Below are 15,975 nucleotides of genomic sequence, written 5' to 3' on the forward strand. Positions count from 1 at the left end.
GCGATGTTGAGGCCGCAACACCGGCAGTTTCAGCAGCCCCAGGACCCGCGGTGATTTGGGTTTGTAGGCCGGGTAAGGCGTACGCCGCCACCCGGCATAGATGCGGCTCCAAGCCTGATGCCATCGCCCGGCGGCGCTGCGCTTGCTCGGGCCTACAGACAGTCAGAGCCGAATAAGGTCGGGTAAGCGAAGCGCCACCCGACAAAACAACGGCGCATCCGCTGACCTCACCTCATCCGGTGCTCTCCGTTGACCAGCGCGTCGCGATCGAAAAAGCGCTGGATCACGCCCTCCGCCATAAACGCCGCCCGATCGGACATATGGGCGATGACGTCGGCATCGTGGCTGACCAGCAGATAGGTCATGCCGTGCTCCTGTTTCAGGCGGTTAAGCAGATTGAGAATTTCCGCCTGCACCGACATATCCAGCGCCGAGGTCGGCTCATCCAGCAGCAGGATCTGCGGGCGCAGCAGCAGGGCGCGGGCAATGGCCACGCGCTGCCGTTGCCCGCCGGAGAGCTGGTGTGGATAGCGGCGCACGGCGTCGGCGGCCAGACCCACCTGCTCAAGGGCGGTGGTCACCCGCGGGGCAACGTCGCGGATGCCGTGGATCTGCAGCGGCTCCGCCAGGGTGCGCCACAGGGTATGGTTGGGATGCAGCGAGGCGTACGGATCCTGAAACACCATCTGCACGTTGCGTCGCAGCGCGCCCTGAAAGCGGGCGCCCGGCGCGATGCCCTGGCCCAGCAGTTCCACGCTGCCGCGCCATTCGCGCTGTAATCCGGCGAGCACGCGCAAAATCGTCGATTTGCCGCAGCCGGAGGCGCCGATCAGACTGAAGGTTTCCCCGGCGTCGACACAGAAACTGGCGGCAGAGACCGCCGTCTTCGCGCCGAATGTTACCTGCAAATCCTGAAGATTAACGATCGCCATGGGCCGTCTCCGTAAAGTCCTGGGTTCTGTCGAGGGTCGGCAGCATCTGGCCGTAAGTGTGCGCATTCGGCCGGCAGGTCCACAGGGTGCGCGTATAAGGGTGCGTCGCGCTCGGCAGCGCCGGCGCCGGCATCTCATCGACCCGGCTCCCCTGGTACATCACCAGCACGCGATCGCAATGCGCGGCCACCAGCGGCAGATCGTGGCTGATCAGTAACATGGCCATCTGCCGCTGTGCGCACTGCTCCACCAGCAGCTCGAGGATCTGGTTGCGCAGGCGGGCGTCGAGGGCCGAGGTCGGCTCGTCGGCAATCAGCACTTTCGGGTTATTAAGCAGCGCGAGGGCGATCATTACCCGCTGCCCCATCCCGCCGGAGAGCTCGCCGGGATAGCGGCTGAGGACCGGCAGATCCAGACCGACGGCGGCGATGGCGTCTTTAACCGCCTCGGCGCGCGCGCGGCGGCTGAGACGCTGATGCAGGGTTAACGCCTCTTCCAGCTGCGCCTGAATGGACTGCACAGGATTTAGCGCATAGCGCGGATCCTGCAGCACCATAGCGATATCGTTGCCGCGCAGCGCCCGCCAGCCGCGGGCGCTGAGGGTTAGCACATCGCGCCCCAGCACCTCCAGCCGTTCGGCGCTCACCACCCCGGGCTTGCGCACCAGGCCCATCAGCGCCCGGGCGGTCATCGATTTGCCGGAGCCGGATTCGCCCACCAGCGCCAGCCGCTCGTTGCCGAGGGTGAAGCTGACGTTATCCACCACCCGGGCGGTGGGGTAGTCGACGGCGAGTCCCTGGACGGTCAGTCGGATGTCAGTCATGTTGCGGCTCCAGAATATCGCGCAGGCCATCGCCCAGCAGGTTAAACGCCAGGCTGGCGAGCAGGATCGCCGCGCCGGGGATGGCGGCGATCCACCACTGGTCGAAAATCACCTGCATCCCGTCAGCAATCATCGCTCCCCACTCCGCCATCGGCGGGCGGGCGCCAAGGCCGAGAAAGCCGAGCCCGGCAGCGGCGAGGATAATGCCCGCCAGATCGAGCGCCAGCCGGACAATCGCCGACGGCAGACACAGCGGCAGAATATGGCCGACCAGCAGCCGCCAGCCGCGAATACCCAGCATCTCCGCCGCGGCGAGGTAATCGCTATGGCGCAGGCGCTGAATTTCGCTGCGCGCCTGACGGGCGTAGGCCGGCCAGGTGGTCAGGGCTAACGCCAGCGCGCCGTTGACCAGCCCCGGGCCGAGCATCGCCACGAACGCGAAAGCGAGGATCAGGCGCGGCATCGACATCACCACGTCGGTAAACCGCATCAGTATCCGCTCCAGCCACCCGCCATAGTAGCCGGAGAGGATACCTACCAGCAGCCCGACGGGCAGGGTAATGGCGGTCACCAGCGCCACCAGACCCAGCGCCGGGCGGGTGCCGTAGAGCAGGCGCGACAGCAGGTCGCGGCCGTAGCTGTCGGTGCCGAGCCAGTGCCCTGCGCCCGGCCCCTGCAGACGAGCGGCGGCATCCTGCCAGTTGGGATCGTGCGGTGCCAGCCACGGGGCGAACAGCGCGGTCAGCACCAGCAGGATCACCAGGGTCAGGCCACTGAAGGCGGCGGGTGAGCGGCGCAGACGGCGTAAAAACAGATAAGTCGGCATCAGCGCACCCTCGGATCGGTTAACCGCACCAGCAGGTCGGTCAGGTTATTGATCAGCACAAAGCTCACGCCAATCAGCAGCGTGCCGCCCATGATCGCCGTGGTATCTCCGGCGAACAGCGCGGTGGTGAGATAGCGGCCGATCCCCGGCCACGAGAAGACGGTTTCGGTGAGCACCGCCCCTTCGAGCATCGAGGTCCAGGCGAGAGCGGTCACCGTCAGCAGAGTGCCGCGGATATTGGGCAGGACGTGGCGCAGCAAAATCGTCATCTCTCCGGCCCCTTTGGCCCGCGCCAGCAGAATGTACTCTTTGTTCATCTCGCTCAGGCAGGCGGAGCGGGTCAGACGGGTGATGCTGGCCAGCGAGTAATAGGCCAGCACCAGCACCGGCAGCGCCAGATGGCCGATCGCATTTTTAAACGCCGCGGTATCGCCGGAGAGCCAGGTGTCGATCAGCGCAAAACCGCTGCGCGGCTCGACGGTGTACTGATAAATATCGTCGAGGCGACCCGGGCCCGGCGCCCACTGCAGCCGGGCGTAGAACAGGGCCAGCATCAGCAGGCCGAGCCAGAATATCGGCACCGAGTTGCCCAACAGGGTAAAGGTGCGCACCGCCAGATCCCACGGTGAACCGGCGTAACGCGCGCACAGCACCCCGGCGACGATGCCCAGTACCGCACCGACGATCAGCGCCAGGGTCGCCAGCTCAAGGGTGGCCGGGAAGACCGCCAGCAGATCGTGGAGCACCGGCTGGCCGGTGGCGCTGGCGATACCGAGATCGCCATGGGCCAGGTTGACCAGGTAGTGCCAGAACTGCACCGGCAGCGGCTGGTCGAGACCCAGCTGATGGCGAACCTGGTCATAGGTCGACTGGCTGGCATGGTCGCCGACGATCTGCAGTACGCGGTCGACGGGCGACAGCGCGGAGAGCGAGAAGGTGACCAGCAGCAGCCCGAACAGCGTGAGCAGCAGCGTCAACAGCCCCTGCAGCAGGCGGGTAAGGTGAGTGGAAAACGATGGCATGGAAAATGGAAATTCCTGGTATATCAGCATGGTACCCGGCGGCGCGACGCCGACCGGGCCTGGGTGAGGCGTCGGTCATCCGGGCAGGTGAGGCCGCCGTACCCGGTGACAAAAACCGCTTACTTGGTCACGTTATCGTACCAGACCATATCGGCGTTCAGCCCCTGCTGATAGCCCTTCACGTTATCACGCACCACGATCTGGGTTTTCCCCTGGTCAATAAAGACGTACGGCGAATGCTGCAGCAGGGATCCCTGCATCGTTTTGTACAGGTCGAGGCGCTTCGCCGGGTCCGGCTCCGCCACCGCGGCGAGGGTGGCTTTATTCAGCTCAGGGATCTGCCAGCCGTTGAGCCCGGCCACGGTGCTGGATTTACCATCGTTCCAGGCAAAAGCGCTGGCGTTGGAATGCGCATCAAAGTAGTCCGGGATCCACAGGCGGATCGCCGCCTGATGCTGTTTCGCGCGTACCCGGGCATAGACCTGGCTGCCGGCGGCTGGCAGCAGATCCACTTTCACCCCGCCCTGGGCGAAGCTGGCCTGCAGCGACTGGGCGATGGTGATAAACGGCGGTTTGTTCTCCACGTCGAGGGTGAAGTGGGCATCCTTAATGCCCGCTTTATCGAGGATAGCCTTAGCTTTTTGTGGGTCGAAGGTGAACGGATTGGTTTCCAGCGCCCCCGGCAGGCCGGCCGGCAGGAAGCTTTGGTGAATAAAGTACTGGCCTTTCAGCAGATTTTTGGTGATGCCCTGATAATCGACCAGCCAGCGCGCCGCCTCCCAGAAAGCCGGGTTATTGAGCAGCGGGTTGGCGCTGTTGGCGGTATTAAACACCAGATAGTTCTGCTCGGCGGATGGGATGCTCAGCACCTTCACGCCGGGTTTATCCTGCAGGGCGGCAATCTGGTCAGCGCCGAGATCGCGCGCCACGTCGGCATCCCCCTGCTGGATCAGCAGGCGGCGGGAAGCCGGGTCGGGGACGTTTTTAATAATGATGCTCTTGATCTTCGGCGCGCCGGTGGGGGAGCTGGCGTTGGCTTCCAGCACGATGGCCTGATGCGGCTGGTAGACGCGCATTTTATAGGCCCCGCTGCCCGCCGAGTGCATCTTCAGCCAGTCGTTGCCGAAGTCATTATTTTTCGCGTTCGGCGCCACCTGTTTTTCATCAACGATGGAGGCGATAGGGGTGGAGAGAATATTCAGCGCCACCGCCGGGCTGACGTCGGCGGTCCAGTGCAGCGTCAGGGTATGGTCATCAATCTTTTTCAGCTGGCTGGCGATGTTGTCCGGCTGCCAGCCGAGCACGTTGAGAATAAACGCCGGCGATTTATTCAGCGTCACCGCACGGGTGTAAGAGAAAATCACATCTTCCGGGCGCAGCGGATTACCGGAGGCGAATGTGGCATCCGGCTTCAGTTTGATGGTCAGGGTTTTGGCCGCCGGATCGGCCTGCCAGCTTTCGGCGAGGATCGGCACGATTTTTTCAGGGTTGTTGCGGTCCGGCTGCACCAGACGCTGATAGAGGCTGGGGACCGTCTGAATGCTGGAGAGTTCGTTCGCTTCCGCCGGGTCGAGGCTGACGATATCGTCGAGACCTTGGGCGACCACCAGCGTGTTGGGCGGTGTAGCGGCATGCGCGGCGGCGGTGAGCGCCGTCAGTACCAGTAAAGGCAACAGTTTTTTGGTCATGTGCAATCCCTGAAAAATGGTTGTTTTAATTTTTTATGCCTCGCTACGTTAGGCCGCTTGCCAAAAGGCGTAAAGTCAAAATAAGGATATCCTTATGCTAAAAACGCATATTCAAGATCGACAGGTTATTGCCGGTCGCGCAGAAGCGCCTTTCTCCGCTTCTGGCTTCTTGCTATAACAAATTGTCTATTGCAAGGAGGTGGGTGTGCCGGAAATCAATGAGTTTGGCCAGCAGGTGAACGATCTTGTCCCCGGCTGGCAGGGGGCGCAAGTCCTGCGGCGGACGGCGTTAAACGGCCGTTTTTGTCGACTGGAGCCGCTGGACGTTGACCGTCATGCGGCGGATCTGTTTGCCGCCTATGCGCTCGGCGACAACAGCGACTGGACGTGGCTGGCGTCTACGCGGCCGGAGAGCGTGGCGGCGACCGCCCACTGGATCGCGGGCAAGGTGAATGATGATGCTCTGGTGCCGTACGCGGTGATTGACCTGCGTAGCGAGCAGGCGGTGGGCATCGTCAGCTATATGGCGATCGAGCGGGAAATGGGCACGGTTGAGATCGGCCATGTCACCTGGTCGCGACGGATGAAAAACACCCCGCTGGGTACCGAAGCGGTCTGGCTGTTGCTGAAGAACGGCTTTGACCATGGCTACCGTCGGCTGGAGTGGAAATGCGATTCGATGAATGTCGCCTCGCGCCGGGCCGCCGAGCGGCTGGGCTTTAGCTGGGAAGGACGTCTGCGGCAAAGGCTGGTGCGTAAAGGGCGGACGCGTGACAGCGATATGCTGTCCATCATCGACGGCGAGTGGCCTGCGCGCGATGCGGCGCTGCGGGCGTGGCTGGCGGCGGAGAACTTTACTGCCGACGGGCAGCAGATCAAACGCCTGGAGGCGTTTCGCTAACATCAACCTATGTGGTCAAACCCGGGAACGGCACCCCGGTCGCGCTGCGCTTACCGGGGCTACGTTACATTGCCTCAGGGTAGGCCGGGCAAGGCGTAGCCGCCGCCCGGCATTGACCCGTTAACGGCGAACCGGCGCGTCGCCAGCGACATAATACGCCGCGGTGCTGCGCGGCAGCGGCTGGCGGCCGCGAATGGCGTCAGCCATCTTCTCGCCAATCATAATGGTGGTGGCGTTGAGGTTGCCGGTGATGATCTGCGGCATAATCGAGGCATCGACCACCCGCACGCCTTCCAGACCGTGGACGCGGCCCTCGCCGTCGACCACCGCCATCTCGTCGTAACCCATCTTACAGGTCCCGCACGGGTGGAACGCGGTCTCGGCGTGGTTGCGCACAAACTCATCCAGTTCGGCATCGCTCTGGCATTCTATTCCCGGACTGATTTCGCGGCCGCGATACTTATCCAGCGCTGGCTGGTTCATGATTTCGCGGGTAATGCGGATGGCGTCGCGGAACTCCTGCCAGTCCTGTTCATGGGACATATAGTTAAACAGGATCGCCGGATGGGCGTGCGGATCGCGCGACTTCAGGCGCACGTGGCCGCGGCTGGGCGAACGCATTGAACCGACGTGGCACTGGAAGCCGTGCTCTTTCACCGCGTTGGAGCCATTGTAGTTAATCGCCACCGGCAGGAAGTGGTATTGAATATTTGGCCAGGCAAATTCTGCGCGGCTGCGGATAAAACCGCCCGCTTCGAACTGGTTGCTGGCGCCAATGCCGGTGCCGCCGAACAGCCACTCGGCGCCAATCTTCGGCTGGTTCCACCACTGCAGCGCCGGGTAGAGCGACACCGGCTCTTTGCATTCATATTGCAGATACATCTCCAGATGGTCCTGCAGGTTCTCACCCACGCCGGGGAGATCGTGCACCACCGGGATATCGAACTGCCTGAGCAGCTCCGGGTTACCGACGCCGGAGCGCTGCAGGATCTGCGGCGAGGCAATCGCCCCGGCGCACAGCAGCACCTCTTTGTTGGCCGTCGCTTTGGACGGGATCGTGCTTTCTCCCTCCAGCCACTCGACGCCCACCGCGCGCTTGCCGGCAAAAATAATGTGATCGGTCAGCGCATGCGTGCGGATGGTCAGGTTCGGGCGACCGCGCGCCTGGTCGAGATAGCCGCGGGCGGTGCTGGCGCGACGGCCCTGCGGCGTCACGGTGCGGTCCATCGGGCCAAAGCCTTCCTGCTGGTAGCCGTTGAGATCGTCGGTGCGCGGATAACCCGCCTGCACCCCGGCGGTGACCATCGCCTCGAAGAGGGGATTATTGCCCGGCTTCGGCGTCGTCACACTCACCGGGCCATCGCCGCCGTGATAGTCGTTAGGCCCGATATCGCGGGTTTCCGCTTTCCGGTAGTAGGGCAGGCAGTCGAGATAGCTCCAGTGTTCCAGACCCGGCTCTTTGGCCCAGTTGTCCAGATCCATCGCGTTACCGCGGATGTAGCACATGCCGTTGATCAGCGACGAGCCGCCGAGCCCTTTGCCGCGTCCGCACTCCATGCGGCGATGGTTCATATACGGCTCAGGTTCGGTTTCGTAGGCCCAGTTGTAACGTTTGCCCTGCAGCGGGTAAGCCAGCGCGGCGGGCATCTGGGTGCGGAAATCGAACCGGTAGTCCGGGCCGCCGGCTTCCAGCAGCAGGACGGTGGTGTTTGGATCTTCAGTCAGTCGTGTTGCCAGAACGTTGCCGGCGGAGCCGGCGCCAATAATGATGTAGTCAAATTGCAAAAAAACCTCCCGGTTAAAATATGGACTGGAATTTACCCATCTCAACCTGGATGGACTTCACCTGGGTGTAACTCTGCAGCGTCATGACGCCGTTCTCGCGGCCAATGCCGGAGTGCTTATAGCCGCCAACCGGCATCTCCGCCGGGGATTCACCCCAGCTGTTGATCCAGCAGATGCCGGCTTCCAGCTGGTGGATAAGACGGTGGGCACGGTTGAGGTTGGGCGTCACCACGCCGGCGGCGAGGCCGTATTCGGTGGCGTTGGCGCGGCGAATGACCTCCGCTTCGTCGGTATAGCTGAGGATCGACATCACCGGGCCGAAGATCTCTTCGCGCACGATGGTCATCTCGTCGCTACAGTCGGTAAACACCGTGGGGGCGACCCACGCGCCGTTATCGAAACCATCGCCTTTCAGCGCCTCGCCGCCGCACAGCAGGCGCGCGCCTTCGCGTTTGCCGCTCTCGATATAGCGCAGAACGTTGTCGCGATGGGGGAAGCTGACCAGCGGGCCGAAGTTGGTGTCATCGGCAAACAGATCGCCGGGGCGGATGCGGCCCACGCGTTCGAGGATCTTGTGCTCGAATTCCGCCTTCTGTTTCGCCGGGACAAACACCCGGGTGCCGTTGGTGCACACCTGACCGGAGCTGTAGAAGTTAGCCATCATGGCGATATCGGCAGCGAGGTCGAGGTCGGCATCGTCTGCGATAATCAGCGGCGATTTACCGCCCAGCTCCATGGTGACCTCTTTCAGCGACGATGCCGCGGAGTTGGCCATCACTTTTTTGCCGCTGGCGACGCCGCCGGTGAAGGAGATTTTGGCGATACCCGGATGTTCAGTCAGATACTGGCCGGTCTCCGCACCGATCCCTGGCAGGACGTTAAACACCCCGTCCGGCAGGCCCGCTTCGCTGTAAATTTCCGCCAGCTTGAGGGCGGTGAGCGGGGTGACCTCGCTCGGTTTGAAAATCATCGCATTGCCAGCGGCCAGCGCCGGCGCCGATTTCCACAGGGCGATCTGGATCGGGTAGTTCCACGCGCCGATCCCGGCTACCACCCCCAGCGGTTCGCGACGGGTATAGACGAAGGAACTGTCGCGCAGCGGGATCTGGCTGCCTTCCAGCGCCGGGATCAAGCCAGCGTAATACTCCAGCACGTCGGCGCCGGTGACGATATCGACGGCGGCGGTTTCGCTGAGGGGTTTACCGGTATCCAGCGTCTCCAGTCGCGCCAGCTCGTCGTTGCGCTGGCGCAGAAGGTCGACGGCGCGACGCAGGATGCGCGAGCGTTCCATGGCGGTCATCGCCGCCCAGATTTTTTGCCCACGCTGCGCGCTTTCAACGGCGCGGTCGACATCCTCGCGTCCGGCAGCCTGAACAGTCGCCAGCACCTCGCCAGTGGCAGGGTTGATGGTCTCGAAGGTGCGACCGCTGGTGGCCGATGTATAACCACCATTAATATAAAGCTGCTGTTCTGCCATTCGGGACATAACGCCTCCTCGGTTATGGGTTCGGTAAATGCTGACGAATAAAGTGGCTGGTCAGCGACTGCGCCAGCGTCTTATCCAGCGGTTTGCCGCTGAGCGCCGCCCGCAGCCACAGGCCGTCTATCAGCGCCGCCAGCCCGTAGCCGGCCTCCTGCGCCTGCTCGCGCGGCAGCTCGCGGCGGAATTCGTACACCAGGTTCGACAGCAGCCGACGGCTGCTGACCTGCTGTAACCGATAAAGCATCGGCTGGTGCATGCTGCTGGCCCAGAAGGCCAGCCAGGCCTTCATCGCCGCGCTGCTGATCTGCGTCTCATCAAAGTTGCCGCCGACAATCGCCTGCAGGCGCTGGCTGGCGCTGCCGTCCGGCAGGGCGTGCAGACGGTTGAGCACCGCGTCGCGCAGCTGGCTGGTGATGTCGCGCATGGTCGCCTCCAGCAGACCATTTTTATCTTTGAAATAGTGACTGATGATCCCCGTCGAGACGCCCGCCCGTCGGGCGATCTGCGCGATGGTCGCATCATGCATTCCGACTTCATTTATTGCGTCCAGCGTGGCATCGATCAGTTGCCTGCGCCGGATTGGCTGCATCCCCAGTTTGGGCATTTTTGCCACTCCATTCATCAGCGTTGGTTAACTATTAAAGCGGTTTTTGATTGGACGTTCAATATAAAATGTGTCTTAATTGTTACGTTATTGAATTTTAATAGTTACAAAAACAGTGGGGATACTGGATGACAGATCTTTCGCAAAACAGAGAAAAGGACAAAATCAATCCGGTGGTTTTTTATACCTCGGCCGGACTGATTTTGTTGTTTTCCCTGATGACGATCTTTTTTCGCGATTTTTCTGCCGAGTGGATTGGGCGCACCCTCAACTGGGTGTCGAAAACCTTCGGCTGGTACTATCTGCTGGCGGCGACGCTGTATATCGTCTTCGTCGTCTGCATTGCCTGCTCGCGCTTCGGCTCGGTGAAGCTCGGCCCGGAGCAGTCAAAGCCCGAGTTCAGCCTGCTGAGCTGGGCGGCGATGCTGTTCGCCGCCGGGATCGGTATCGACCTGATGTTCTTCTCGGTCGCCGAGCCGGTGACGCAATATATGCAGCCGCCGGAAGGGGCGGGGCAGACCATCGAGGCGGCGCGCCAGGCGATGGTCTGGACGCTGTTTCACTATGGCTTAACCGGTTGGTCAATGTATGCCCTGATGGGTATGGCGCTGGGATACTTTAGCTATCGTTATAATTTGCCGCTCACCATCCGCTCGGCGCTGTACCCGATTTTTGGCAAACGGATCAATGGGCCCATCGGCCACAGCGTCGATATTGCGGCGGTGATCGGCACCATCTTCGGCATCGCCACCACCCTCGGTATCGGCGTCGTGCAGCTCAACTACGGTCTGAGCGTGCTGTTCGATATTCCGGACTCGCTGGCGGCGAAAGCAGCTCTGATTGCGCTGTCGGTGATCATCGCCACCATCTCGGTCACCTCCGGGGTGGACAAGGGCATCCGCGTGCTCTCCGAGCTGAACGTCGCCCTCGCGCTGGGGTTGATCCTGTTTGTATTGTTCATGGGCGATACCTCCTTCCTGCTTAATGCGTTAGTGCTGAACGTCGGCGACTACGTCAACCGCTTTATGGGCATGACGCTGAACAGCTTCGCCTTCGACCGGCCGGTGGAATGGATGAATAACTGGACGCTCTTTTTCTGGGCGTGGTGGGTGGCCTGGTCGCCGTTTGTGGGCCTGTTCCTGGCGCGCATTTCGCGCGGGCGCACCATCCGCCAGTTTGTGATGGGCACCCTGATTATTCCGTTCACCTTTACCCTGCTATGGCTGTCGGTGTTCGGCAACAGCGCGCTGTATGAGATTATTCACGGCGATGCGGCCTTTGCCGAGGAGGCGATGGTCCACCCGGAGCGCGGATTCTACAGCCTGCTGGCGCAGTACCCGGCGTTTACCTTTAGCGCGTCGGTGGCGACCATTACCGGTCTGCTGTTCTACGTCACCTCCGCCGACTCCGGCGCGCTGGTGCTGGGGAACTTCACCTCGAAGCTGAAGGACATCAACAGCGATGCCCCGAACTGGCTGCGCATCTTCTGGTCGGTGGCCATCGGTCTGTTGACCCTCGGCATGCTGATGACCAACGGCATCTCGGCGCTGCAGAACACCACGGTGATCATGGGGCTGCCGTTCAGCTTTGTGATTTTCTTCGTGATGGCCGGGCTGTATAAATCCCTGAAAGTGGAAGATTACCGCCGGGTCAGCGCCAGTCGCGACACCGCCCCGCGCCCGATGGGCCTCCAGGATCGTCTGAGCTGGAAGAAGCGCCTGTCGCGGCTGATGAATTACCCGGGCACGCGCTATACCAAACAGATGATGGAGACGGTGTGCTACCCGGCGATGGAAGAGGTAGCCCAGGAGCTGCGGCTGCGCGGCGCCGCGGTGGAACTGAAGAGTCTGCCGCCGGAAGAGGGCGAGAACCTTGGCCACCTCGATCTGCTGGTGCACATGGGCGACGAGCAGAACTTCATCTACAAGATCTGGCCGCAGCAGTACTCGGTGCCGGGCTTTACCTATCGAGCGCGCAGCGGGAAATCCACCTATTACCGGCTGGAGACCTTCCTGCTGGAGGGCAGTCAGGGTAACGACCTGATGGACTACAGCAAAGAGCAGGTGATCACCGATATTCTCGACCAGTACGAGCGGCACCTGAACTTTATCCATCTTCATCGGGAAGCGCCGGGGAACAGCGTGATGTTCCCGGACGGCTAATCAGGGGAGCCCCCGTCGGGGAAAGGCTGACGGGGGCGATGGTCGTTACGGGTAGTTAAAGGCGTCCGGATGGTTGTCGAGGCTACCGCTGAGGGCGGCAAACAGCACGGTTTTGCCATCGATGGACAGGGCATCGCTGACGTTAAGCCAGGTCAGCTTCTCCTGGTCGGTTTTTTCATCGACCACCGAGTAAACGCCCGACATCTGTTGGCTTTTCTCGGACCAGATCACCGCGATACGTTCATGACCGCAGTCGTGGGGTTTGCAGGCGCTTAACACCTGCCAGGATTCGCTACCCAGCTTCACCGTCTGCGCCGGCGAACCGGTGCCGCCGGTGGTTACCCAGGCGGGCAGCTGATGGCCTTTGACCATCTGGTTAAACGACGCCCGGGTGGCGGCATCGTGGGCCAGACTGTTCAACGTGACATCGCCTTGCGCCATGACACTGGCGGAGGCGGCTAAGGTGATGATAGCGGTAAGCGCTTTAAACATGTTTCCTCCTGGACTTATTCCGTCCTCATAACAAGCCTCTTTATAGTGAGCGTAGGGAATGATTAATGCAAACTCTGACATATTTTCTGTGAATGATTAGGAGCGGTGCGCGCATGGACGTTACGCTAAGCGATATGCCATGATGCGGATTGATTTATTTTCCAAATATATGCCCTTGTGATAAAGCAGTTAGCGAAATGGCATAGTTATTCAGGCGATAAAGCATGGCGTATGTGAATCATCTACTGACGTTTATTGAGAGTAATCCGGCGCTGGCGGTGGGGTTTAATCTTATTCTGCTGCTGGTCTCCGGCATATTTGCCCATCTTTTATGCAAGTTCTTGCTGATTAAAGTGGTGCGTAAGGTCTTCTTTAGTAGCCACAAACAGGATGTGCCGCTGGAGAAGGATCGACGCATCGCCGAAAAGCTGTCCAATTTCATTCCGGTTATTATCGTCTATTACGTCCTGCAGTTTATGCCGGCGATGCCGACATCGCTGGTGACGGCGATTAATACCATCTGCGGGATCTTGTTTTTTATTTTTATGTCGGTGTTTTTCAACGAGATGTTGGATATTGTCAACAGCTCTTATCTGCGAAAGACCAAACGTAAAAATCATTCCATTAAGGGCTATATCCAGATAGGCAAAATCTTAGTCCACATCCTGGCGGCGATTATGATCCTCGCCGTGATGTCGAACAAATCGCCGATCATTATTATCTCCAGTCTGGGGGCAGTGGCGGCGGTGCTGATGATCGTGTTCCAGCATACCTTGCTGTCGCTGGTGGCGAACGTTCAGCTGTCGTCCAACGATGTGCTCCAGTTGGGGGACTGGATTGAAATGCCTGACAAGAACCTCAGCGGTGAGGTGACGGATATCGCGCTGCACACCATTACCATCCGCAACTGGGACAATACGATCTCCCGCATCCCGACCAAGAATTTCCTCACCGAGACCTATACCAACTGGCAGGCGATGTTCTCCTCCGGGGCGCGGCGGATCATGCGCAGTATCGCCATCGATCAGCACTCGGTGCGTTTTCTCGACCAGGAGATGCTCTCCTCGATGCTGACCATCCGTGGGGTGAGTGAGCCTTTGAGCACGCTGCTTGATGGCCGGGATCCCGGCGGCGTGGCCGACCGCTGGTTTGTCGATAACGGGCTGACCAACCTGACCCTGTTTCGCCACTATCTGATGCACTATCTCGCCGAGCGACCAGATATTATTAAGGAGATGTACATTGTGGCGAGAACGCTGAAACCGTCGCCGTCGGGCATCCCGCTGGAGATTTACTGCTTCACCTCATCGACGCTGTGGAAAGACTACGAAAATACCCAGTCGGCGATATTTGAGTACATTACCGCCGTGGCCGGGCAGTTTTCCCTGCGACTTTATCAGTATCCCGCCGGGCACGATTTCTGGCGTCTCTCCCAGGAGCATGCCGCCCGGACGGGCCTGCCGCCGTCGGCCGAAGGCTAAGCAGTGATCTGCTGGCGCCAGAGGGCGATCTCCTCCTCCAGCCAGGCGATGAACCGGGCGACTTCCCGCCGGTTCTCCGCCTGCGGGGAGACGGTCAGCCAGTAGTGCCAGGGGTAGGGGACGGTGACGGCGGTGAGCTGCACCAGCTCGCCGCGAGCTATCGCCCCCGCCACCAGGGAGCGCCGCTCCAGCGCCACGCCGGCCCCCAGGCGGACCGCCTCCAGCACCAGATTGGAGTCGTTCAGGCGCAGGCCCGAAGGGACGATCGGCTTTTCCAGCCCCGCCTGGCTGCACCAGGCGTTCCAGGACTCCATGGAAAAAATAATATCGCTGGCGGCGATCGCCTGCGGGGTGGTCGGCAGGTCGCCGCCGCGATAGCCGGGGGCGGCGACCACCAGTTGTTCATCGGCAAACAGATGCCGGCTTTCCATCCCCTCCCAGTCACCTTGCCCCATGCGAAGGGCCAGATCGATACCCTCCTGCTGCAGGTTAACCACCGCCAGGCTGGTCAGCAGGCGCACCGCGATCTGCGGATGCCGCGCCTGAAAGCGCGCCAGCCGCGGCAGCAGCCAGTGGCAGCCAAAGGAGGGGAGCGTCGCCAGGGTCACTTCCAGGGTGCGGGGTTTGATCTGCACCATGCGCGTGGCGTCGGCGATGTGCTGTAACGCCTCGCGGATTTGCAGGGCATAGAGCCGTCCTTCTTCCGTGATGCGCACCCCGCGGCCGTGGCGGATAAAGAGCGTGACGCCGACCAGCGCTTCCAGCTGTTTGATGTGCTGGCTGACCGCCGAATGGGTCACGTTCAACTCGTGGGCGGCCTGCGTCACGCTGCCGAGGCGCGCCACCGCCTCAAAGCTGCGCAGGCTGGCGACAGGGGGAAAATCTGCCATGGTGGTTTCTCTGTCAGTGAGTCGATACGTTAACGTTACTACCGGGTTAACGGGTTTTAAAGCCGCTGCGAACAGGCTGAAAAGGGGCTGTATGCTGCCTCAGTCGGTATAGCACAAGGGGGACAGGAGGGCTACCGCGAATCGCCAATCTGTTAGTTTGACTAACCATTGCGGTAAGTATCCCGTGATATTCGCGGCATGGGTTTTCCAGTAAGGTAAAGCCGCAACCCCTTTATCGCAGGCAGGAGTGACGATGAAACTCATTGGTATGATGGATTCACCTTATGTAAGACGCGTGGCGGTTTCTCTGGCGCTCTATGGCGTGGAATTCGAGAGTCTGCCGCTCTCGGTCTTTAGCGGCTTTGACGAATTTTCCCGTATTAATCCGGTGGTCAAGGCGCCGACGGTGGTGCTCGATAACGGGACGCAGCTGATGGACTCCACCCTGATCCTCCACTATTTCGAAACGACCAATCCCACCGGGCGCCGGCTGCTTCCCGCGCAGCCTGACGCGCTGGCCCGCGATCTGCACCTGCTGGGGGTGATCCTCGCCGCCAGTGAAAAAGCGGTCCAGCATGTTTATGAGCACCGTCTGCGGCCGGAAGAGAAGCAGCATCAGCCGTGGATAGCCCGGGTGACCGGCCAGCTGCTCGCCGCCTGTCGGGAATGGGACGCCCGGCTGGCAGACCGCGCCGCCGCCGCGCAGCCGGATCAGGTGCTGGTCACCAGCACGGTGGTCTGGTCCTTTATCCAGTTGATGATCCCGGCGGTGGTGTCGGCAGCGGCGTTTCCTCATATCCGCGCGCTGGCGGAGAAAGGAGAGGCGCTGCCGGCGTTTCAACAGTATCCGCTGGGTTAACGGCAGGGATGGAGAGGGGCGCCGCAG

14 protein-coding genes are annotated in these 15,975 nt (G+C 61.2%); 4 read left to right on the forward strand and 10 right to left on the reverse strand.

Going from position 1 to position 15,975, the window contains the following annotated elements; translation table 11 throughout:
- Positions 1 to 227: 227 nt before the first annotated feature.
- The 5 genes from CWM53_RS03625 to CWM53_RS03645 all read right to left on the reverse strand — a co-directional run bounded on the left by CWM53_RS03625 (position 228) and on the right by CWM53_RS03645 (position 5,291).
- A complete protein-coding gene (locus tag CWM53_RS03625; protein ID WP_074386602.1) occupies positions 228 to 932 on the reverse strand; it encodes an ABC transporter ATP-binding protein in 705 nt (234 codons plus the stop codon).
- A complete protein-coding gene (locus CWM53_RS03630) occupies positions 919 to 1,755 on the reverse strand; it encodes an ABC transporter ATP-binding protein (RefSeq protein ID WP_074386601.1) in 837 nt (278 codons plus the stop codon). The genes CWM53_RS03625 and CWM53_RS03630 overlap by 14 nt, the downstream gene beginning before the upstream one ends.
- The gene (locus CWM53_RS03635) at positions 1,748 to 2,581 is read right to left on the reverse strand and encodes an ABC transporter permease (protein ID WP_100631582.1); all 834 of its coding nucleotides are present in this window, start codon (positions 2,579 to 2,581) and stop codon (positions 1,748 to 1,750) included. The genes CWM53_RS03630 and CWM53_RS03635 overlap by 8 nt, the downstream gene beginning before the upstream one ends.
- Positions 2,581 to 3,603: an ABC transporter permease gene (locus CWM53_RS03640; protein WP_008805559.1), complete on the reverse strand. Its 1,023-nt coding sequence runs from the start codon at positions 3,601 to 3,603 to the stop codon at positions 2,581 to 2,583. The genes CWM53_RS03635 and CWM53_RS03640 overlap by 1 nt, the downstream gene beginning before the upstream one ends.
- Positions 3,604 to 3,722: 119 nt before the next feature.
- Positions 3,723 to 5,291, reverse strand: coding sequence for an ABC transporter substrate-binding protein (locus CWM53_RS03645; protein WP_100729351.1), 1,569 nt, complete (start codon positions 5,289 to 5,291; stop codon positions 3,723 to 3,725).
- 205 nt (positions 5,292 to 5,496) lie between these two features.
- Between CWM53_RS03645 and CWM53_RS03650 the strand changes: the two genes are divergently transcribed.
- Positions 5,497 to 6,192, forward strand: coding sequence for a GNAT family N-acetyltransferase (locus CWM53_RS03650; protein WP_087851150.1), 696 nt, complete (start codon positions 5,497 to 5,499; stop codon positions 6,190 to 6,192).
- Positions 6,193 to 6,312: 120 nt separating this feature from the next.
- Here CWM53_RS03650 and betA read toward each other — a convergent pair whose 3' ends face one another.
- Genes betA through betI form a run of 3 tightly spaced genes read right to left on the reverse strand, consistent with a single transcriptional unit; the run spans position 6,313 to position 10,064 of the window.
- Complete coding sequence (betA, locus tag CWM53_RS03655) at positions 6,313 to 7,977, reverse strand: choline dehydrogenase (protein ID WP_100631580.1); 1,665 nt, start codon at positions 7,975 to 7,977, stop codon at positions 6,313 to 6,315.
- Between the two features lie 13 nt (positions 7,978 to 7,990).
- Positions 7,991 to 9,463, reverse strand: coding sequence for a betaine-aldehyde dehydrogenase (betB, locus tag CWM53_RS03660; RefSeq protein ID WP_012542501.1), 1,473 nt, complete (start codon positions 9,461 to 9,463; stop codon positions 7,991 to 7,993).
- 13 nt (positions 9,464 to 9,476) lie between these two features.
- On the reverse strand, positions 9,477 to 10,064 hold the full coding sequence (betI, locus tag CWM53_RS03665; RefSeq protein ID WP_004151671.1) for a transcriptional regulator BetI: 588 nt from the start codon (positions 10,062 to 10,064) through the stop codon (positions 9,477 to 9,479).
- A 128-nt stretch (positions 10,065 to 10,192) separates the two neighbouring features.
- On the opposite strand from betI, the gene betT reads away from it, so the two are divergent.
- The gene (betT, locus tag CWM53_RS03675) at positions 10,193 to 12,226 is read left to right on the forward strand and encodes a choline BCCT transporter BetT (protein ID WP_008805564.1); all 2,034 of its coding nucleotides are present in this window, start codon (positions 10,193 to 10,195) and stop codon (positions 12,224 to 12,226) included.
- Positions 12,227 to 12,271: 45 nt separating this feature from the next.
- On the opposite strand, the gene ivy is transcribed toward betT, so the two are convergent.
- Complete coding sequence (gene ivy, locus CWM53_RS03680; protein ID WP_008805565.1) at positions 12,272 to 12,718, reverse strand: Ivy family C-type lysozyme inhibitor; 447 nt, start codon at positions 12,716 to 12,718, stop codon at positions 12,272 to 12,274.
- 224 nt (positions 12,719 to 12,942) lie between these two features.
- On the opposite strand from ivy, the gene CWM53_RS32275 reads away from it, so the two are divergent.
- Positions 12,943 to 14,199, forward strand: a complete 1,257-nt coding sequence (locus tag CWM53_RS32275) for a mechanosensitive ion channel family protein (RefSeq protein ID WP_061155404.1) — start codon at positions 12,943 to 12,945, stop codon at positions 14,197 to 14,199.
- Here CWM53_RS32275 and CWM53_RS03690 read toward each other — a convergent pair.
- Positions 14,196 to 15,089 (reverse strand): LysR substrate-binding domain-containing protein, encoded by an 894-nt coding sequence (locus tag CWM53_RS03690; protein ID WP_100631579.1) that lies wholly within the window; start codon positions 15,087 to 15,089, stop codon positions 14,196 to 14,198. The two genes, CWM53_RS32275 and CWM53_RS03690, sit on opposite strands and share 4 nt — an antisense overlap.
- A gap of 253 nt (positions 15,090 to 15,342) precedes the next feature.
- On the opposite strand from CWM53_RS03690, the gene CWM53_RS03695 reads away from it, so the two are divergent.
- Positions 15,343 to 15,948 (forward strand): glutathione S-transferase, encoded by a 606-nt coding sequence (locus tag CWM53_RS03695; protein WP_074386593.1) that lies wholly within the window; start codon positions 15,343 to 15,345, stop codon positions 15,946 to 15,948.
- Positions 15,949 to 15,975 lie beyond the last annotated feature (27 nt).

It is taken from the genome of Klebsiella sp. A-Nf5, assembly GCF_002810545.1.
Taxonomy (GTDB): domain Bacteria; phylum Pseudomonadota; class Gammaproteobacteria; order Enterobacterales; family Enterobacteriaceae; genus Klebsiella; species Klebsiella variicola.